Annotated in this window: 25 protein-coding genes; all 25 read right to left on the reverse strand. The window is 28.5% G+C overall.

What is annotated here, in order from left to right; translation table 11 throughout:
- The coding region (locus tag H8S20_RS20810; protein WP_186860098.1) for a ComEC/Rec2 family competence protein at positions 1 to 1,279 on the reverse strand (1,279 nt) is incomplete at its 3' end.
- A 143-nt stretch (positions 1,280 to 1,422) separates the two neighbouring features.
- A complete protein-coding gene (locus tag H8S20_RS10670) occupies positions 1,423 to 1,743 on the reverse strand; it encodes a hypothetical protein (protein WP_186860099.1) in 321 nt (106 codons plus the stop codon).
- Between the two features lie 29 nt (positions 1,744 to 1,772).
- Positions 1,773 to 2,165 (reverse strand): YbaN family protein, encoded by a 393-nt coding sequence (locus H8S20_RS10675; protein WP_032117961.1) that lies wholly within the window; start codon positions 2,163 to 2,165, stop codon positions 1,773 to 1,775.
- Positions 2,166 to 2,178: 13 nt separating this feature from the next.
- Positions 2,179 to 2,478 carry a nitrous oxide-stimulated promoter family protein gene (locus H8S20_RS10680; protein ID WP_186860100.1) on the reverse strand — a complete coding sequence of 100 codons (300 nt, stop codon included), beginning with the start codon at positions 2,476 to 2,478 and terminating at the stop codon, positions 2,179 to 2,181.
- Positions 2,479 to 2,583: 105 nt separating this feature from the next.
- Entirely contained in the window at positions 2,584 to 4,254 is a 1,671-nt protein-coding gene (locus H8S20_RS10685; RefSeq protein ID WP_032117959.1) for an amino acid ABC transporter ATP-binding/permease protein, read from the reverse strand.
- A gap of 1 nt (position 4,255) precedes the next feature.
- Entirely contained in the window at positions 4,256 to 6,055 is a 1,800-nt protein-coding gene (locus H8S20_RS10690) for an ABC transporter ATP-binding protein/permease (protein WP_186860101.1), read from the reverse strand.
- Positions 6,056 to 6,282: 227 nt separating this feature from the next.
- Positions 6,283 to 6,567 (reverse strand): DUF2325 domain-containing protein, encoded by a 285-nt coding sequence (locus H8S20_RS10695; protein ID WP_032117957.1) that lies wholly within the window; start codon positions 6,565 to 6,567, stop codon positions 6,283 to 6,285.
- Positions 6,568 to 6,608: 41 nt separating this feature from the next.
- A complete protein-coding gene (locus H8S20_RS10700) occupies positions 6,609 to 7,247 on the reverse strand; it encodes a DUF3793 family protein (RefSeq protein ID WP_186860102.1) in 639 nt (212 codons plus the stop codon).
- 261 nt (positions 7,248 to 7,508) lie between these two features.
- Positions 7,509 to 7,667 carry a DUF1540 domain-containing protein gene (locus tag H8S20_RS10705; RefSeq protein WP_081921693.1) on the reverse strand — a complete coding sequence of 53 codons (159 nt, stop codon included), beginning with the start codon at positions 7,665 to 7,667 and terminating at the stop codon, positions 7,509 to 7,511.
- A 185-nt stretch (positions 7,668 to 7,852) separates the two neighbouring features.
- Complete coding sequence (locus H8S20_RS20470; protein ID WP_243177618.1) at positions 7,853 to 8,227, reverse strand: NifB/NifX family molybdenum-iron cluster-binding protein; 375 nt, start codon at positions 8,225 to 8,227, stop codon at positions 7,853 to 7,855.
- 3 nt (positions 8,228 to 8,230) lie between these two features.
- Complete coding sequence (locus tag H8S20_RS20475) at positions 8,231 to 8,614, reverse strand: ArsR/SmtB family transcription factor (protein WP_243177621.1); 384 nt, start codon at positions 8,612 to 8,614, stop codon at positions 8,231 to 8,233.
- 119 nt (positions 8,615 to 8,733) lie between these two features.
- Positions 8,734 to 9,090: a stage V sporulation protein AE gene (gene spoVAE / locus H8S20_RS10715; RefSeq protein WP_186860103.1), complete on the reverse strand. Its 357-nt coding sequence runs from the start codon at positions 9,088 to 9,090 to the stop codon at positions 8,734 to 8,736.
- Between the two features lie 44 nt (positions 9,091 to 9,134).
- Positions 9,135 to 10,154 carry a stage V sporulation protein AD gene (spoVAD, locus tag H8S20_RS10720; RefSeq protein ID WP_186860104.1) on the reverse strand — a complete coding sequence of 340 codons (1,020 nt, stop codon included), beginning with the start codon at positions 10,152 to 10,154 and terminating at the stop codon, positions 9,135 to 9,137.
- 10 nt (positions 10,155 to 10,164) lie between these two features.
- Positions 10,165 to 10,629, reverse strand: a complete 465-nt coding sequence (spoVAC, locus tag H8S20_RS10725) for a stage V sporulation protein AC (RefSeq protein ID WP_032118544.1) — start codon at positions 10,627 to 10,629, stop codon at positions 10,165 to 10,167.
- 204 nt (positions 10,630 to 10,833) lie between these two features.
- Positions 10,834 to 11,592: an RNA polymerase sporulation sigma factor SigF gene (sigF, locus tag H8S20_RS10730; protein WP_032117951.1), complete on the reverse strand. Its 759-nt coding sequence runs from the start codon at positions 11,590 to 11,592 to the stop codon at positions 10,834 to 10,836.
- A gap of 18 nt (positions 11,593 to 11,610) precedes the next feature.
- On the reverse strand, positions 11,611 to 12,033 hold the full coding sequence (gene spoIIAB, locus H8S20_RS10735; protein ID WP_032117950.1) for an anti-sigma F factor: 423 nt from the start codon (positions 12,031 to 12,033) through the stop codon (positions 11,611 to 11,613).
- A gap of 14 nt (positions 12,034 to 12,047) precedes the next feature.
- A complete protein-coding gene (spoIIAA, locus tag H8S20_RS10740; RefSeq protein WP_032117949.1) occupies positions 12,048 to 12,383 on the reverse strand; it encodes an anti-sigma F factor antagonist in 336 nt (111 codons plus the stop codon).
- A gap of 167 nt (positions 12,384 to 12,550) precedes the next feature.
- Positions 12,551 to 14,848 (reverse strand): AAA family ATPase, encoded by a 2,298-nt coding sequence (locus H8S20_RS10745; RefSeq protein ID WP_186860105.1) that lies wholly within the window; start codon positions 14,846 to 14,848, stop codon positions 12,551 to 12,553.
- Positions 14,849 to 15,035: 187 nt separating this feature from the next.
- The gene (gene deoC / locus H8S20_RS10750) at positions 15,036 to 15,710 is read right to left on the reverse strand and encodes a deoxyribose-phosphate aldolase (protein ID WP_032117947.1); all 675 of its coding nucleotides are present in this window, start codon (positions 15,708 to 15,710) and stop codon (positions 15,036 to 15,038) included.
- A gap of 132 nt (positions 15,711 to 15,842) precedes the next feature.
- Positions 15,843 to 16,889 (reverse strand): DNA polymerase IV, encoded by a 1,047-nt coding sequence (locus tag H8S20_RS10755; RefSeq protein ID WP_032117946.1) that lies wholly within the window; start codon positions 16,887 to 16,889, stop codon positions 15,843 to 15,845.
- Positions 16,890 to 16,898: 9 nt separating this feature from the next.
- Entirely contained in the window at positions 16,899 to 17,849 is a 951-nt protein-coding gene (locus tag H8S20_RS10760; RefSeq protein WP_032117945.1) for a DUF4003 family protein, read from the reverse strand.
- Positions 17,850 to 18,037: 188 nt separating this feature from the next.
- A complete protein-coding gene (locus H8S20_RS10765) occupies positions 18,038 to 18,367 on the reverse strand; it encodes a hypothetical protein (protein WP_032117944.1) in 330 nt (109 codons plus the stop codon).
- A 126-nt stretch (positions 18,368 to 18,493) separates the two neighbouring features.
- Positions 18,494 to 19,138, reverse strand: a complete 645-nt coding sequence (locus H8S20_RS10770) for an anthrax toxin lethal factor-related metalloendopeptidase (RefSeq protein WP_186860106.1) — start codon at positions 19,136 to 19,138, stop codon at positions 18,494 to 18,496.
- 237 nt (positions 19,139 to 19,375) lie between these two features.
- Positions 19,376 to 20,374, reverse strand: coding sequence for a GGGtGRT protein (locus H8S20_RS10775; protein WP_032117942.1), 999 nt, complete (start codon positions 20,372 to 20,374; stop codon positions 19,376 to 19,378).
- 21 nt (positions 20,375 to 20,395) lie between these two features.
- Positions 20,396 to 21,088, reverse strand: coding sequence for an iron-sulfur cluster assembly scaffold protein (locus H8S20_RS10780; RefSeq protein ID WP_032117941.1), 693 nt, complete (start codon positions 21,086 to 21,088; stop codon positions 20,396 to 20,398).
- Positions 21,089 to 21,268: the final 180 nt, after the last annotated feature.

Genomic DNA, 21,268 nt, shown 5'->3' on the forward strand with positions numbered 1-21,268 from the left:
AATATGTAATTAAAAGAATTAAATAAAAAAATGCTGTAGTAAAATTAAAATATAATACATCAATTTTATAATCCCAGAAAAAATCCATTATATTATCTATCACTTTGATGCAAAAATAACATAAATACAACAAATAATTAAATACAGGAATAACTTTAGTAAATATTAATAACAAACTCCCTAATAAAACTAAAATGTTAATAATAGGCAATACAGCTATATTTCCAATTAAAAAATTTATAGAAAACTCATTAAAACTATATATTAATATTGGTAAAGTTAATATCTGTGCTGATATAGATACAGCAACAGCTTCTCTAATTCTTTTAGGCAACTTATATAACTTTTTATTAAGCTTCTTATTAAATATTACTATTCCTAAAGTAGCTACAAAAGATAATTCAAATCCTAAACTAAATAGATCATGTGGGTTTATTAACAATAAAATTATTCCGGCTAAAGATATTGATGCAATAGGGTTATAATTTCTCTTAACCACTAAAGCAAAATTCATTATAAATATCATGATATATGCTCTTACAGTTGAAGGAGATGCCCCTGTAAATAATACATATAATAACGCTACAATCAAGCTTATCTTACTGCCGAACACTTTCTTCAATATTCCATATACAATGCCCATATGAAGTCCTGAGACCGCTATAGCATGTGATATACCAAATACCTTCATATCCTCTCTATCTTCATTGTCAAGAGCCTCAGAGTACCCAAAAGCTACTGATGTTATAAAACCTGCTTTTCTTTTACCTAGTTTAGCTTTTATAGATTTATATAAGCTTTCTCTTCTGTCATATAAGTAACCTATAAAATCTTTTTTTAACACCCTATAATTTTCAACTTTATACTCTCCTATTATACCTTTAGATAAATCTAACCTTTTGCTAAACTTTCCACTTGCTACTAACTTATCTCCAACCTTTAAACTATCGCTATCTATGTCTAAATATACATATCTACCTTGAATTTTCCCTTTAATATAATACGATTTTATAGTATCTATTCTTATCTCTTCATTAGCATTAGGTTCATAATTATAAAATAAGCTATTATTAAATAATCCTACTAAAAAGAAAAAAGTTATTAATAAGCTGATAACTATCCCTTTATAAAATAAAAGTAAACATAAAAAGCCACTGACAATCATTATTGCCAGTAGCTTATCACTGCTATATGTTTTATAGAAAAAAGATGATAAAATAAACGCTACAAATATATATGGTAGGGGATTATTTAAGTCAACATCTCTTGCATCCTTCACAACGGCAACACCTCATTTAAGAAGTTTTACCATTTTAAGTATATATAAATCACTTATTTTCTCTAGATTGCTTAAATTAAATTTATGATACCTAATTTTTTATCATCTCATATTTGGTTATTAATATATTTGTCTTTAATATTTTAAAAGAACTTTATGCTTATAAATAAATATGCAAAAAATGATATTGTAGAAATTATGTGTAATTTTCTATATAATCTAGGATTCTTTTTAAAAAGATATCCTGTAATACCAATTAAAATCATAATAATACTGAAGCCAATATATTTTATAAAATCATCTTGTCCTATCTTCAAAACAAATGCTGTTATCATAGTGATAATAGATATACTTCCTGTAAAAATATGAAGTTTCACATATCTTGATTTTTTTAACTTAAAGATCTTTGGTATATAATACATTAATAGTGCTAGCATAAAAAATGATGATGATATTCTTTCCATAATGCTTTCTCCTTTGTATTTAAAGTATTCTAGTTAACTTTCTCCACTTGTGGCTTAATTGTTTTAATTCTAAAAATGAAATAGTAAAACTTAAATAGTATTAATGCTATTAAAAATATTTTTACATGTAAATTGTCTAATATTATTAATGGAAATGCTAACATAAAATCAGCAAAAGCTAATAAACACACTTTTTGTTTTAAAGTCATAGCCCTTTCTTTAACAAAACTCTCTAAGTGCTTTTTATATATTTTTGTGTTAATAAACCATGTATTAAACCTTTCAGATCCTTTAGCAAAACAAAATGATGCTAAAAGTAAAAATGGTGTAGTTGGTAGTATTGGTAATGCCACTCCTATAGCTCCTAAAGCAAAAGAGATTAATCCTATAGTTATATAAATATATTTTTTTATTTTATTCATTATTCTCAGCCCCCTATTTATTTAATGCATGTCTAATTAATTCTATCGGATTATAGATTACAAGCCTTGGTCCTGAAAATTTCATAACTTCTTTAACTTTTTCTTTCATATCCTTCTTATAACAATGTATCGGACATCTTGAACATGTTGATTTATTTTCGCCAAACTTACAATAACTTAACCTTTTATGAGCATATTCCAATAACTCTTGACATTCTTCACATAGTTCCCCATTTTTCATATCATGCTTTTTCTTACAATATATTTCTACCATTAGCTTGATTGTCTTCTTTTCTCTTTCAATTTTCCCCATCAATCTTCGACTCCTCACACTTAACATAATCACCACTGATAATCATTATCATTTAATAATTAAAATTTAAGAGGACTTTCCAATCCTCTTAATTATTTAATAATTTTAACTCATTATTAGTTTACTATTTTCTAGTTTGTAAGTTTTATTGCAAACTGCTGTAGTTGATTTTCTATGAGATATAAGCACTATAGTTTTATCCTCACAGTTTTCCTTTATTGATTTTAAGATTTCACCTTCATTTAAAGTATCTAAATTACTTGTTGGTTCATCTAAAATTAATACATTTCCATCACTTAAGAACGCTCTTGCAAGTCCAATTCTTTGCTTCTCTCCAGAAGAAAGATTTCCTCCAAGCTCTCCTACTTTTGTATCATATCCCTTTGGTAATGTTTCAATAAAATCATGTATAGATGCCATCTTAGCTGCTTTTATTACCTCATCTTTAGTTGCATTTATATTTCCTATTCTTATATTATCTAATATAGACTCATTGAACAGATATGTTTCCTGACTTACTAAAGTTTGAGTATTTCTTATTGAGTTTGTACTAACTTCTTTAATATTTATATTATCTAGTTTAATCTTTCCTTCATTTACATCCCAGAATCTCATCATAAGCTTAACAAAAGTACTCTTACCAATTCCACTTTCACCAATAAGAGCAATCTTATCTCCCTTTTCAATGTTAACAGAAGTAGAATCAAAGATTTTTTCTTTTCTATTTGGATAAGCAAATGTTACATCTTCATAAGATATTGAATCACCACTTATTTCATGTCCTTCTAAAACTTCTTCTACATGTGGCTCTTCATCTATAAGATCAAACAATCTCTCTGCACAAGCAAATGTTTGAAGCAACGTATTTGATAAGTTACTTAAGGCTACTACCGGTCCAAAAGAAGATGCTATTATTACAATTCCAACTAACATCCATGTAAATGATAAGTTACCTACAGAGTATTGATAAAATCCTAACCCTACAAAAGTTAATATTGCAATCATAATAGTTAAATCTGTTATAGCTCTAATTATTCCTTCATGCTCTTTAATCTTATCAAGACTCTCATTTATTCTATGAGATTTTGAGTTAATCTCCTTTAATCTTTCTTCCCCATTTTTAAACAGTAATACCTCTTTTAATCCTCTTAAAGAATCAAGAATATAATTATTACATTCACCAAACATATTTCTATATGCTACACCTGCTTCTTTTCCAAGGCTTGATGAAGCATATGGAATAACAAATCCTACTATTAAGAAGAATACTACTGATAATAATCCAAACCATGGATTAATCATATATAAAATTATTGCAATTATTGTATTGGTAATTATCGCAATTGATATTGGTGCTATAGTATGAGCATAAAATACTTCTAAAAGTTCAATATCAGATGTAATTAATGATATAAGATTTCCCTTTTCTTGTCCTTCTAATTTAGCAGGAGCTAATTTTCTAAGCTTAGCAAATATCTTATCTCTTAATATATAAAGTATTTTAAAGGCTATATAGTGTCCAGATAACTGCTCTGCGTATCTTAAAAAACCTCTAAACACTGCAGCCAAGGCCATAACACCCATTGCTCCTGTAAAACTTATAAAAGTGATATCACCTATAAGTGTTCCTATAGCTATTGCTCCAAAGCTTGCTATTGCTATTGCTGCTAAAAATCCTATAACACCCATACTTATAGTGATAGCCATAATCGGTGCTAATGGCTTTAATTCAATTATTAATCTCTTCATTATTTGGAAGCCTGATCTTCTTTGCATATTAACAAACCTCCCTTATCATTTCTAATTCATTTTGTTTATTAACCATGTCATAGTAATGTTTTTTACCATTCATTAACTCTTCATGAGTACCACTTTCAACTAATATACCTTTATTCATAACATAGATTTCTTTTGCATCTACAACGTTAGCTAATCTATGAGATATTACTAGTATAGTTTTATCTTTTGAAAGTTCATAAATAGCTTCCCAAATATCTTCTTCACTCTCAACATCTATATTAGATGTTGCTTCGTCAAATATAATCATATCTTTGTTAGCAAGTATAACTCTAGCTAATGCTAATCTTTGCTTTTGCCCTCCAGATAATGCACTACCAGCTTGTCCTACATCTGTTAATAATCCTTCTTTTAATCCACTTACGAAATCATATAATCTTGCAGTTTTTAATGCTATTTCAAGTTCTTCTTGCGTAGCATCTTTCTTAGCCATTAATAAGTTATCTAAAATTGTTCCATTAAATATGTAACTATTAGTTGATACTAATGCTATATTTCCATAAATATTATCTAATGATATATTTTCAATATTAGTGTTATTCAATAAAATTTCTCCATTAGTTACTTTGTGGTTGTTTAATATAAGTGATGCTATTGTACTCTTACCTGAACCACTTTCCCCTACTATAGCAACTAATCCACCTTTTGTTATCTGCATATTTATATTATTTAATACTTGTCTCTCTCCATCATAGCTAAAATCAACATTTCTTAATTCTATAGCTATATCCTTGAATTTAGTATCTTCTTTAACAGTTATGTCTTTTTCTCTTTCTTTAGCATCTAAAATCCCGAACATTCTATCACTAGCCGCCATACCATTCATAGCTATATGGAAGTATGATCCTAGAAGTCTTAATGGAATGAAAAACTCTGATGAAAGTAATATTATTATAAGTAAACTTCCTACTGGTATTTCTCCATTTCTAAACTGAATTAAAGCTAATATTGTTCCTGCTGCTGCTCCCCCAAAAGCTACTAAATCCATAATAGTTATTGAATTAAGCTGCATACTTAAAACTTTCATAGTTATCTTTCTAAACTTTTCAGCTTCTTCATTCATTTTTTCATGTCTCTTTTCATCAATATTAAATACCTTTAAAGTAGTTAATCCTTGAAGATTTTCTAAGAAAGTTCCCCCTAAATCTGAATAAGACTTCCAATAATCTTTTAAAATTCTCTTAGCAATTTTCATTATAGCTATTATTGACGCTGGTATAAGAGGCACACAAAGAATAAATACTAAAGCTGCCTTAAATGATATAAAGCTCATAAAAACAAATAATGTAATAGGCACTAAAAGTGCATAGAAAAACTGAGATAAATATTTACCAAAGTAAATTTCTAACTGCTCTATTCCTTCTACTGATACTTGTACAACTGCAGAAGTACTTTCTACTGAAGTATATCCAGTTCCAAGCTTTAATAACTTTTTATAAATAAGTTCTCTTAATGTAACCCTTGCATTAGCAGATGCTGCATTTGAAAACTTTGCATATAAAATATTACAAGTATATCTAACTGCTAATAAACAAGCTATTATTATAATCGCTAATAATAGTGATATATTTCCCCATACTTGAAACTCTGACATATATCTAAAAACATTTCTTCCAGCTAAATTTAGTCTTTCTCCAATATATATTTTATTAATAAACTGTCCTATTAAAATTATAGTAATTATATTGCATAATACCGATATCCAGTTTACTAAAATAGTAAGCGCAATATACTTTTTTGAATCTTTACAAAGGTTAATTAACCTTTTATTTATCATCATAATATCGTCCTCCACTGATACTTTATTTTAATTGATAACTCTTATCACTTGTATTAATATACACTAATTGATAATTATTATCAAGTATTTTTTTGTAATTATTTATTTTTCTTCTTAATAATAAAAAAAGTACTTATAATCCCAATAATTACAAGTACTTTTTCATAAGTATCCATTTACAAATTCGACTATTCTATTATTAATTTTTATAAGCATATTTATACCTTCTAATTAGATGCTATTTGTTGAATTACTGTCTCCAATGAATTAACTGTACTTTTATGACTCCTAATTACTGTTATGTTTTTCTTATCTGCCTCCTTTTTTGCCGCTAATACCAACTTATGTGATACTACATCAGTTAATAATATTACTGCATCTGGTTTCCCTATTTTATCTCTAAATCTAGTCTCCATTTGTGTGAAAACCTTAGCCTTACAGTTATACTTTTTACACACATCAATATACTGTTTACTCATTCTATCATGACCACCAACAATTACTATACTCATCGTTATTTCACCCTTCTATATATATATATATTTATTGTTTTTTATACAGCTATGCTTTCAGCATTAATTATAATATTTTTTAAATTACAGAATACATTTTGACTAGAATCTCCCTTTAATATAAAACTAACTGCCTTTTCCTTAATCATATCATAAATATTAAAAACTTCTTTAGCATTATCATAATCGTTATAAACTCTCCAATAACCACATGCTAAACACTTTTTATTACTACAATCCATAAAATCCCTTACATCATCAAGTGGATATCCTAAAAAAATTCCTAACTCATGTGGACAATTAAATTCTTCATACCTTCTTTTTAACATTTTCAAATAAACATCTAGGTTATTTTCATCATTATATCCAAGCTTTGTCAGAAAAAGTTTATTTTCTTTCCTAAAGATATAATTAGATAACTCCTCTTCATCATAAATCAATATTATTAATGCACTTTCACATTCCCTTAAATTTATATATCCTATATCTATAGATTTAAGAAAACCCTTACCATATTTAATCCACTTTTCATAAATACTATTACTCCCCTTCTTTAACGTTATCGTAGCTGAAGGTTTTACTTTTGTGACAACTAGTGAAGCATTATAAAGTAAAAACTTCTCAATGCATTCTCTCTCTTCCATCTTGTCTAAACTTTTGTAAAAACCAATTGTACTCATTAAATACTCCTATGTTAAATTTCTTATTTAATATTGATATTCATTCTCATTTGTATATAATTTTATATTAACATTTTTTCATTGTCAATATAAAAATATAATACTTCTTTAACGTATGCCTATAATATATAGTCTCTTTATTGATGATATTTATAGTTCTTATTAGGTGTAATTTAAAAACACCATTACCGCTATACATTAAAAAGACAGAGAGAGAAAATCTTTACTTAGATTATCTCTCTTTAATCTTTTTGTATTTTATTATTTTAGTACAAATGATTTGCAATCTGTACATTCAGGAACTGTAGGATTTGCTTCATGAGTTCCAACTTGTATAGCATTTAATGTACAATAATCTACTGAACCAGAGTGATGCTTACATTGTTGTACAGTACATTTGATACTTTCATTTTTATTCATATTTACACCTCCTTTGCAGTCAACATTAATATTATTCTTCTCTTAACATCTAATTATTCATTAAATCCTAATGAATAATTTAAAACTCAATTTTAAATTTAGACTTACTATAAATATGTTTTTTTCAATAATAAAACTTAAAATAAAAATCAGTATCTACAAGATGTAGATACTGATTTAGTATATTATTTATGGCTTCCACAATCGTGATGAACACATATATGCGAACTATCGAATTCCTTCAGTTCATTTTTATTAATTAACTCTATATTTTTAGCTACTGTTCCTTCACTAGCCTTAAATACTTTTATTCCCATAGCCCTTAATTTGCCAATGGCACCTTGACCTATTCCTGAAACTACAATTGCATCTACTACTTCGCCACATAAAGCTTTAATAGGTTGACACTTACCATGTTCATGATCTAAGTTCCCATTATCTATTGTTTTTACTTCTCTCGTTTCAGAATCAACCACTATAAACATCTTAGCGCTTCCAAAGTGATTGTATGGAATACTCTCAATTCCTTCATTAGTGTTAATTGGAAAACAAACCTTCATTTTTTATTCCTCCTTCAAAATATTCTTACAACAATTTTTCATAGACTTGCAACTATGTTTGCATACAGAAATATCAAAGCTTCTCTCTTTACCACTTAAGCCTTCACTTATTAAATTAAAATCATCATTTATTAGCCCATGTATAAAGCTAATAGATTTTTCTAAAGACTCTTTATTTAATTCATACATAAGATGATATCCTCTTTTATACCCAACTATTAAAGAAGATTCTTTAAGTATTTTTATATGTTGTGATACGGCTGCCTCAGATATATTTAAATGCTTAGCTATTCCTTTTGCACAGATATTTTTGTGTGAAACTAATATTAATATTTTTAATCTTGTTTCATCAGCTATAGCCTTAAAAATTTTTATCTTTTCTTCCATGTTACCCTCTTTTTTTAATTAAGTAATTACTTAATTAAATTATATCCCTATATTTTCCTAATTTCAAGTGCAAAAAAATAACTTCTAATTTAATTTTAATTAGAAGTTATTTCCCTTATTTACTGCTTTGTTTTAGGATTAAATATTATAGCCATCAAATATCCAAAAAAGATTGCTGCTGTTATTCCACCGGCTGCTCCAGTTATTCCACCTGTAAAAGCCCCTAAAAGACCATCTTTTTCTACACCTTCAATTGCTGCTTTAGCTAGCGAATTTCCAAAACTAGGTAATGGAATTGTAGCACCTGCTCCTCCTATTTCTACTAGTTTATCGTACCACCCAAAACCACCTAAAATTGCTCCTATAGTTACAAACGCAACTAATATTCTTGCTGGAGTTAATTTTGTTGTATCCATTAATATTTGTGCAACTACACAAATTAAACCACCTACAATAAATGCGCTTATATACTCCACTTACGCTTTAGTAAACTATCTTTAGTCTACTAAAATTCACCTCCTTAATCAATTTCAATAGCAACTGCATGAGCTATACCTGGAATAGATTCCCCTTGAAGAGATGTTGTCGTACTCATTAAAGCTCCAGTAGATACTAAAAGCATTTTTTTAATCTCTCTTCTCATTAATTTCTTATAGAAGTATCCGCATGTAACTACTGCAGAACATCCACATCCACTTCCTCCAGAATCAGTATTTTGTCTTTCATTATCAAAGATAATATCTCCGCAGTCTACATAAACATCTTTAATATCATAACCATATTCAAGTAATAATTTTTCTGTTATTTCTTTACCTACTTTACCTAAATCTCCTGTAGCTATAACGTCATAATCACTTGGTTTTCTTCCAGTATCCTTGAAATGATTATAAATAGTATCTACAGCTGCTGGTGCCATTGCTGCCCCCATATTGTTAGCATCTTTTTCACCATAGTCTTTTACAACTCCAGTAGTTACATATGTAACTCTTGGGAAATCTCCATGATCAGAAAGCACCATAGCTCCTGATCCTGTTACTGTCCATTGTGCTGTAGGATTTCTTTGTGATCCATATTCTAGTGGAAATCTAAATTGTCTTTCTGCTGAACTAAAATGTGATGATGTAGATGCTACAACATATCTAGCAAAGCCTCCATCTAAAAATAATGATGCCATACTTAATGATTCTGCCATAGTTGAACATGCTCCATACAATCCAAAGAACGGAATGTTTAACTCTCTTGCTGCATATCCAGAGGATACTATTTGATTCAAAAGATCACCTGCAAAAAGATACTCTATATCCTCCTCTTTTAAGTTTGCACTTGAAATAGCACCTTTTATAGCAGTATACATCATCTCTGATTCTGCCTTCTCAAAACTATCTTTTCCTAAAGTATCATCATTAATTATTTCATGGAAATAGTCTTTTAAAGGCCCCTCTCCCTCCTTAGGTCCAACTATTGAAAATGTTGAAATTATCTTCGGAGGATTTTGTAGTTTTATAGTTTGTTTTCCTATTTTTTTAGCTGCTGAAGTCATACTTAACCTCCTACATAAATCCAAATAATTTTAATAAATAATACACTAACCCTACTAATACCGATGTCCCTATTCCATAAACAAGAACTGGTCCTGCAATAGTAAACATTTTTGCTGCAACACCAAATACAAATCCTTCTTTCTTAAATTCTATTGCCGGTGCAACCATTGCATTTGCAAATCCAGTTATAGGAACTACCGTTCCGGCACCTCCAAAGTTAGCAATTTTATCATATACACCTAGGCCTGTTAATAGAGCTCCTAAAAAGACCATTATTATAGGCAACCACTTTTTAGCTGCGTCTTCTGGAACTCCATATTTTATCAACATATTCAAAATCAATTGGCCAATTGTACATATAATTCCACCTACTATAAAGGCTAATAGGATATTTTTTAAGTATTTTGGCTTTGGTTTAGCTTGCTTACTAAGATCTTGAAATTGATTTAAGATCTTTTCTTCTTTTTTAGAAATGTCAGCCATATTCATCTCTCCTTTCTAGCATATATGTATTATCCCTCTAAACTGAAAAAAAATGCTCCAAAAAAGTATATTATTACATTTATTGATTAACTTATTTTTAAATATATTAAATAAAAAAAACACCTACTACAATTAAATGTATTTTAGGTGTTCTATTTATCTCCATTATTTACTTTATTTTTCATTTTCCTTAGTTTACACATCCTCTAATTTACTTTTCATTTGTAATAATACTTTCTTTTCTATTCTAGAAACTTGAACCTGACTAATTCCTAATAATTTCGCAACCTGCACTTGTGTTTTATCTTTAAAGTATCTAAGCATTATTATTTGCCTTGATTTATCATCAAGCCCTCTTAATGCCTCTTTTAATGCAATTTTATTTATCATTCCGCTATCTTCTTCACCATTCTCACTTAATTTATCTATTAATAAAACTGGCGAGCCATCATCTTGATGTATAGTGTCATATAAATATGATAATCCACTTGCTGATTCAATGGCGAAAACTATATCTTCCTTATCTATACCTGCATACTTTGATAATTCTTCAACAGATGGTTCTCTTCCTAATTCTTTAGTAAGAATCTCCCTATCAAAATGTATCTTTCTTGCTAAGCTCTTTACATTTCTACTTACCTTTATCATTCCATCATCTCTTAGGAATCTTTTAATTTCTCCGATTATCATAGGAACAGCATAAGTAGAAAATTTTACATTATACTTATTATCAAAATTTTTAATAGCTTTAACTAAACCTATAGAGCCAATTTGAAAAATATCCTCATAGTCATAACCTCTATTTAGGAACTTCTTACTTATTGACGATACTAACGGCAAGTTCATTTCTATTAATATATTCATTGCCTCTTTATCACCATCTTTGGCTAATAGTATTAATTGAGAATTATCATTGTAATTAAAATCTTCTTTTCTTACATTACCATTTTTCATAATACTCCCCTAACATAATTAATTAAATTTTTTCTTCATGATAACTCTTGTACCTTTACCAAACTCACTTTCTACGTATAAACTATCCATAAATGTTTCCATAACAGTGAATCCCATTCCTGACCTTTCTAGATCAGGTCTTGATGTATAAAGAGGTTCTCTTGCTTGGTCAACATTTTCTATGCCTCTACCATTATCTATTATAGTTATAGATACTTCATTACCACTAATTGCTGCTTCTATCTTGATTATGCCCTCTTTTGCATTTTCATAACCATGAATTATAGAATTTGTTACAGCTTCTGAAACAGCAGTTTTAACATCAGCTAACTCATCTATAGTTGGATCTAATTGAGAAACAAATGCGGCTACAGCTACTCTTGCAAATCCTTCATTTTCTGACCTACTTACAAATTCTATACATACTTTGTTATCTAACATAAAAAACCCCTCCATTAAATGCATCTAATAGCTTCTTCTAAATTTTCGTAACTATTAATTATTTTATATAATCCAGATAGCTTAAATACTTTATCTACTCTATTATTTACTTCAACAATACATACATTTCCATTACGGCCTTGTAGTTTCTTAAATCTTCCTATAACAACACCAATTCCTGAGCTGTCCATAAAAGTAACTTCTTTAAAGTTCATAACTAGTGATTTAATATTATCTCTATCAATTCTATCATCTATCTTAACTCTTACTTCTTCAGCACTATGGTGATCTAGTTCACCGACTAAATAAACAATTAATGTATTGTCTTTTTTATCAAAATTTAGATACATATTAATCAACTCTAAATAATATATTTAGAGCTACACCCCCCTCTTTTCTTCCTTCTTTTTCCATAATTTTAACATAATGTATATTAAGTCGTCAACTTTTATTAATTTTCATTTACTAAAATTTAATAATAAAAAGGTATCACTTAATTAATGATACCTTTAAACTTTTAACTCTTTTTAGATTTATATTTATTTATTTCTGCATAAACTTGTTCATAAAACTCCTCGATACTTTCATCCTCATTTAACATTAATACTTCAATTGCATCATTTAATGTTGACATTTCATATAGATGGAATTTATTTTCTTTAATAGCCTCTTCTACATTTGGAGTTAAAATAATCTCATCTTTATTAGCTGATGGTAGTAATACACCTTTATTTTCTACATTGTCTATTATCTCACAAACCCTATAGAATCCTTCTATTTTCTCATTTACTCCACCAATAGCTTGAACCTCTCCAAATTGATTTACTGAACCTGTTACCGCTATATTCTGTTTTATTGGCCTTCTACTAAGAGCAGATAATATTGATATGATTTCAGCAATAGACGCACTATCGCCTTCAACTAAACCATATGTCTGCTCAAAGCTTAAATGAAAATCTACAGGGGTTTCTTCGTAGGGATTTAAAATATTAGTTAATAAACCTTTTAATATATTTATAGATTTCTCATGAATTTTTCCACTTAAATTACTTTCCTTTTGAATATCTACAATTCTTCCTGTACCTTTGTATGCTACACAAGTAATTCTCATAGGTTTTCCAAAAGTATAATATCCAGTATCTAAAACAGCAAGTCCATTAATAGCTCCTACTCTTTCTCCTTTAACTGAAATTAATATCTTCTTTTCAGTATATAATTTCATCATTTCTTTTAAGATATCTTCCTCTTCATATGCTACTTCTATTATTTCTTTTTCAGTTATTTTATCACTTTTAGTTTCAACTGCATAATGGTTAGCCAATAATAATAATCTTTCTATAGTATACTTTTCAACAAACAATTTATTTTTACAACTAGCTTTTCTACATAAATATTTAAAAATTTCTCTTAATCCATCACTTGTTACTTTTAGTAGTTCATCTTTTCTTATTTTATTATTAATTTCACTTGTAACTGTTTTTATAACATCATCACTTATTTCAACTACTGAAGAAAACTCTGCCTTTAGAGGAAATAGCTTTTTAAAATCTTCATCAGAATTATATAATATATCGTAAGATTCATAGTCTCCTATAATAATGACTTTAAGTTTTATAGGTATAGATGCTGGTTTAAGTCCACTTACATTAATAAATTCCATATAACTCTTATTGTTATCAAAAGATAATGTATTAGATAAAAGTATCTTTTTCAAATAATAATAACTTGTAGGATTAGTAGCTAAGGAGCTTAGTCTTAAAATCAAACATCCCTCATTAGCTTTTAGTATTGATCCTGCTGTAATCAATGATATGTCAGTAGTGTAAACTCCATTATGATTCTCATACTCTATAGTTCCAATTAAATTATTTAAATTAGGATCTTCTTCAAATATAACTGGTGGTGAAAAGTTCTTACTATTATCTACAATAACCTTAACATCATATTTGTTTAATACTTCATATATTTCATTTTCATCATCTTCGAGACTCATAGTGTAACATTCAACTATATTTTCCTCTATAGATGTAAATAGCTTTTCTAGATATTCATAAGAATCGTCATCTGTTATAAATTCTATTAAAGCTTCATCTTTATATTCTTCCATATTATTTATTAAAAACTTAGTATATATTTTTTTAAGTTTTTTCATAGATTTCATTTCTAAATTTTTTAGTTCTTCTAATATTACTTCTGCTCTCTTTTTCAACTTACCAGCATTCTCAACTATTATTTCCTTCTTATCCTCTTCTAAATTATCATATTCTTTTTCTGTCATTGCCTCTTCCCCATTTAAAGGAATAAAAGCAAATCCCTTAGAACTAGCTTTAACTTCAAATCCATCTTTTTTAGCAGATTCCATAAGTTCATTTATGCATTCAGTTCTTCTTCCTTGAATCTCTTCTACTAAAAAATCCTTTTCTTCTTCAGTAGACTCCTTATAAAAATCATCTACAATCTCTAAATATGCATTTTTTATTTCTTCTACAGTTTCTTTTAATTTATTTCCTTTTCCATTTGCAACAAAAATAGCCTCTGGTTTTTTCTCATCTCCAATAGTTACATAGCATATATCTTTTGGCGAATTCAGGTCCTTATATTTATTTTCAATATAATTAATTAATTCTTTTAATTTATCTTTAGAAAATGAATCTATTAAATATAAGTTATACCCCTCTTTATCTATGCTCAGTGCTCTACTAATCCTCTTATATGCTTCATTAAATTCCGGTATCCCTTGTATATCCTTAAACTCATCGTCCTCTGGTATTGATAAGTCAAACAATATTTCGTTTGGAGTTAGTTCTTTTTTCATAAGCCTCCTATCCAAAGTATAACTTGATTAAAATCAGTAGTTTTTACCTTTATACAGTCATATATTATATTAATATTCTATTATCCGAATTTTAGGTAATGTTTTTTCTTAAAAGTAAAATTTATTTTTAAAATAAAAGGAACCACTAATTAAAGTGATTCCTTTTTATAAATATTAATATTTAATTTTAGTAAGTTGAATTAGATTCTTTACCTTCACAAATAGCTATTGATGCAGATGCACCTATTCTTGTAGCTCCATTTTCAATCATAGTTAAAGCATCTTCTCTACTTCTTACTCCGCCTGATGCTTTTACTCCCATGTCTGGACCTACTGTTTCTCTCATTAATTTTATATCATGAGCTGTTGCTCCACCTTTTGAGAATCCAGTTGAAGTCTTAACAAAATCTGCACCTGCTTCTTTTGATAGTTGACAAGCTATAACCTTTTCTTCATCTGTTAAAAGACAAGTTTCTATTATAACCTTAGTCAACGCTTTTCCTTTTGCAGCGTTTACTACAGCTTGTATGTCATTTTTAACATATGCTAAATCTCTTTCTTTTAACTTTCCAACATTTATAACCATATCAACTTCAGTTGCACCTTTTTTGATTGTATCTTCAGTTTCAAACGCCTTAACCTCAGTTGTTGTTGCTCCTAAAGGAAATCCTATTACAGTACAAACCTTAACTGGTGTTCCTTCTAATATTGTTGCTGCTTTAGCTACCATAGAAGGATTTACACAAACTGATGCAAAATTATATTTAACAGCCTCTTTACAAAGCTCCATAATTTCTGCTTCAGTAGCTTCTGGTTTTAAGATTGTGTGATCTATCATACCTGCAATATTTATATTTTCCATACTATACCTCCAAAAATAAATGATGTATCCTAATTACTAATTATAATCTACAATATGTAAAATGAAAAGCATTTATTTAATAAGTGTAGCAATACATATTTTTCAATAATATACCGTATAATCTAACAAATTTTAAAATAAAGTTAGTTGTTCAACCTTTTCTTCTTTTATACTACTTACTGTTAAACCTATTAACCTAATAGGTTCACTAAAGACCTCTTCTTCTATTATCTCAATAGCTATATTATAAATATCTTCAGCTTTATTTATGTAGTGAGTTAAAGTTTTACTTCTAGTATGATTTATAAAAGAACTAGTTTTATACTTAACTGTAATAGTCTTTATAAATATATTCTTTTCTTCTAAATAACTACTTATTTGAGTGCTAAAACTTTTAAGATAGTTTGATAATTCATCTTTATCATCTGTATCAAACTTTAGGGTTGTTTCTTTTCCATAGGATTTTCTATCCCTATTAGGTGTAACGACTCTATCATCAATCCCTCTAATTCTGTTATAAATATCTATTCCATACTTTCCAAAATACTCTACAAAAAATTCTTTAGGATGAATATATAAGTCTTCAATTTTAAATAATCCCATATTATTTAATCGTCTAACAGACTTTTGTCCAAGTCCGTATATTTTTGATATAGGTAAAGGTTTTAATATTTCTGGAATCATATCCTCAGTTATAATCATAATTCCATTTGGCTTATTCCAATCCGAGGCAAGTTTTGCTAAAAATTTATTATATGATATCCCTATAGATAAGGTCAATCCTACTTCTTTATAAACTCTTCTTTTAATATATATTGCTGCTTCTTTATAATCTTTAAATTTACTATTGGTAATATCTAAATATGCCTCATCTATTGAAAGCGGCTCTACTAAGGGTGTGACCTCCCTAAATATATTAAAAATTTGTGCAGATACTTCTTTGTATCTCCAATACCTTCCTCTTAAATATATTCCCTGTGGACATAACTTCTGAGCCATAAATATAGGCATTGCAGACTTTACACCGTATTTCCTTGCCTCATATGAACATGTAGATACTACACCTCTTTCACTTACTCCCCCCACTATTACAGGCTTACCTTTAAGCTTTGGATTATCTTTTTGCTCCACTGATGCAAAAAAAGCATCCATATCAACGTGTAATATTATCTTGTCCATGTCTATCACCTAATTTAGTACTTCTGAGAACATACTTTTATTCTTACTATTAATAAAAGATAATATTCCATGTGCTAATAATTCATCTATATATAATTTTTTTTCAGAATCATTACAAAAAGCAATTATTGAAATTGCAATTATTGTTCTAAATCCTTTATCTATATAATACTCATATTCATACTCTTGATCACATAATTCGTCTATTACACCCTCTACTAAATCTACATTTCTTCTCGGATTAATGTTATAAAGTATTCCTATAAGTGGTAAAAACTGATTAGCAATTTTTATATCTCTCTTTTCTAATTGTTGAATAAATTCTACACTTCTGTACATATGGCCTGATGATCCATTTAAAAGTATTGCATTGGCTAACCCTTGTATTCCATTTTTTGATCTAATATTAGCATCAGCAATATGCTCAAAAACATTATCTACAAAATCATTTATAACCTCTGCTTCTATATCATTTAATGCCCATAATGCACAAACTAGATAATCATCATCTTGAGTTATATTATAATACTTTTCTTTTAATACATAATAAACTTCTACTGTCTTTTTTACTATTTCTTCTTTATCTCTATCTCTTCCATATCTAGCTAAAACGTATGCAGTAAGCGCTAAGTGAGCTCCTTCTAGAAAATGCTCCTCTAAAAGATTCATATATTCAAACATGCTTTGTATTAATTCTTCTTCTATATTTTTATCTAGAGAAGCAATTAGTATAGATATTAAGTATAATATATCTCCTCTAAAAATAGACATCCTAGGAGTTGTTGCTTTTATATATTTTCTGATTTCTCTAACTCTTTCAACTGGTATTTCACTTTCATAATGCGAAAATACTAATGATGCAAAATGATTTAATAAATCTCCATCATTTCTTAATTCCATTCTTGCAAATTTATAATTGTCAACAGTTAAATTAACTCTATTTAAAATAAAACTTTCCATTATTTTTTACCTCTCCTCATTGGCAATTATCCTAATTATTAATTACTTCTATATTATACTATAAAATAGTGTCAATTTTATATCAAAATATTAATCTACTTTTATTAAGTAAAGTTATTTATAATAATAAAAATTTCCAAACTTAAAAAGGCTACTTAGTAACTAAAATAGCCTTATATTTATATCTCCTAAACTCGAATACCTTTAAGATTTAAAGACACCTTTAATTGAAACTTCAAATCATCACTTATTTTATTATCCCCATAAATTAAATTATAAAACTCAATAAAAGTATTCATATATTCAGTATTATTGTTAATCTTAGGTAATCCATCAATATCACTTATATATTGATATACAAGCTCGTTACTTATATCGTTAGAAAATCTTTCCTTATAGAAATTTATCATTCTCTTATATTTTTTATAAATATTATATCTTTGAGAAGTCGTTACTCTAACTATAGCTATAATTGCAACCACTAGTAAAAAAATACTAACTAATATATATTTCCACACTTAGTTATCACTCCTCTTCTTATAATTAATAGAACTATATAAATTTTCTCCTACTATATCATATTCATTTTAACAATATATTCCATAAATTTTTATTATTATTCTAAATTATTAACTAAAAAAACTTCAATATTCATCTTTTATATCGTTTTCTTTAAAATATTTTTCAAAGAACTTATATGTTTTTGTCTCCTCTGGCAAAGTGCCTAAAACATACATAGAAAAACACTGTGCAAAATACTCTTCTGAATTTACTTTTATATATTCATACTTAACATTAAAATTGCGATAATAAAATTTTTCACCATCTGGAAATATTAAATCCTTTTCGTTTTCATAAATATTTTTAAATCGGTATGTATCAGATATTTTTATAAACGGTAATTCATTATAGCTTATAGCATGTCCTATTTCATGAAGTAAAACTACCTCATTACTATATGTTTTCTGTATTGTAATAGCTTTATTTCTATGGGAATACTTAGAAGTAACTCTTCCATATTTACTATATTCTCCTATGTCATCTGTTGTATTTATTGTTACACCTATCTCATATAATCTTCTAATCAACTCTTCTGGAAGCCTTTCTAATGTTGATTCTATATTAAAATATAAAGGTTCTTCCATATCTTTTACCTTTAATTCACTTATCATATTATCAACTGAAATTTTATTATCTTTATATACCTCACTAATACATGGACATAATAATATTATCAACACAGCAAAAGCTGCCACATATATTATCTGTAACTTTATAATCTTTTTCATCACAACTACCTTCTAAAAACATATTTTATAATTAATATGAAAAAAAAAGGTTATTTAGACTTATCAAATTCTTTACTTAATATATGTTAATTAACTAACTTCCCCTCTTAATATAATATATAATTCTTAATTAAAGCTTAACAAAATAGAAAATAAAAAAAATAGAACACATTATCATGATATACTCATAATAATGTGTTCTACATATTTAAGTTAAAATCTTATACTAAGATTTTATTATTTTGCGTGTTCTTCAACAGCAACTGCAACAGCAACTGTCATACCAACCATTGGGTTGTTTCCAGCACCAATTAATCCCATCATTTCTACGTGAGCAGGAACTGATGATGATCCAGCGAATTGAGCATCTGAATGCATTCTTCCCATAGTATCAGTCATACCGTAAGAAGCTGGACCTGCAGCCATGTTATCTGGGTGAAGAGTTCTTCCAGTACCACCACCTGATGCAACTGAGAAGTATTTCTTACCTAATTCGATACATTCTTTTTTGTATGTTCCAGCAACTGGATGTTGGAATCTTGTTGGATTAGTTGAGTTACCAGTGATTGATACGTCAACACCTTCGTGATGCATTATAGCAACACCTTCTCTAACGTCGTTTGAACCGTAGCAGTTAACCTTAGCTCTTGGACCGTTTGAGTATGCTTTTGATTGAACAACTTCTAATTTTCCTGTGAAGAAGTCGAATTTAGTTTCAACATATGTGAATCCATTGATTCTTGAAATTATCTTAGCAGCATCTTTTCCAAGACCGTTTAAGATAACTCTTAATGGTTCTTTTCTTACTTTGTTAGCTTTTTCAGCTATTTTGATTGCACCTTCAGCAGCAGCGAATGATTCGTGTCCTGCTAAGAATGCGAAACATTTAGTTTCTTCTCTTAAAAGCATAGCTCCTAAGTTACCGTGTCCTAATCCAACTTTTCTGTCATCAGCAACAGATCCTGGGATACAGAAAGCTTGTAACCCTTCTCCAATAGCTTCAGCAGCATCAGCAGCCTTTGTGCAACCTTTCTTTATAGCGATTGCAGCACCTAAAACGTAAGCCCAAGCAGCATTTTCGAATGCGATTGGTTGAGTTTCTTTAACAATTGTATATGGATCTATTCCGTATGCATCACATACAGCCTTAGCATCTTCTAATGTTTTCATTCCGTATTTTTCTAATACTGGAGTGATTTGTCCTATTCTTCTTTCATAACTTTCAAATAATGCCATGATTTAATTCCTCCTTACAAATTATTCGTGTCTTGGATCGATTAATTTAACAGCGTCAGCAACTCTTCCGTATTGTCCTGCAGCTTTTTCTAATGCTTCATTAGCATCCATTCCCTTACCGATCATTTCCATCATTTTTCCTAAGTGAACGAACTTGTAACCAATGATTTCATTATCTTCATCTAAAGCGATTTTAGTAATGTATCCTTCAGCCATTTCTAAGTATCTTGGTCCCTTATCTAAAGTTCCGTAAGTAGTACCAACTTGAGATCTTAATCCCTTACCTAAATCTTCTAAACCAGCTCCGATTGGTAATCCACCTTCAGAGAAAGCAGTTTGAGATCTTCCGTATACGATTTGTAAGAATAATTCTCTCATCGCTGTATTTATAGCATCACAAACTAAGTCTGTGTTTAAAGCTTCTAATATAGTTCTTCCTGGTAATATTTCTGAAGCCATAGCAGCTGAGTGAGTCATACCTGAACATCCTACAGTTTCAACTAATGCTTCTTGGATAACTCCATCTTTAACATTTAAAGTTAACTTACAAGCACCTTGTTGTGGAGCACACCATCCGATACCGTGAGTTAATCCTGAAATGTCTGATATTTGAGTAGCTTGTACCCATCTTCCTTCTACTGGAATTGGAGCACATGCATGATTTGCGCCTTTAGCAACAACGCACATTTCTTCAACTTCTTTTGAATACATCATATTATATTTCTCCTCCCTAATTTATAAATCATTCAGCTTGTCCGATTAAAGCCAAATTTAATAACTGGGTCAAAATCCATCCCTATGGGATAAATCTATCCTACATCTAATATAATAACAGATGTAAGACTATGTAACAAGAATATATTATATTTTTTTCTATAATAATTCAATTTAAAT

Source organism: Clostridium hominis (genome assembly GCF_014287825.1).
Lineage (GTDB): Bacteria > Bacillota > Clostridia > Clostridiales > Clostridiaceae > Clostridium > Clostridium hominis.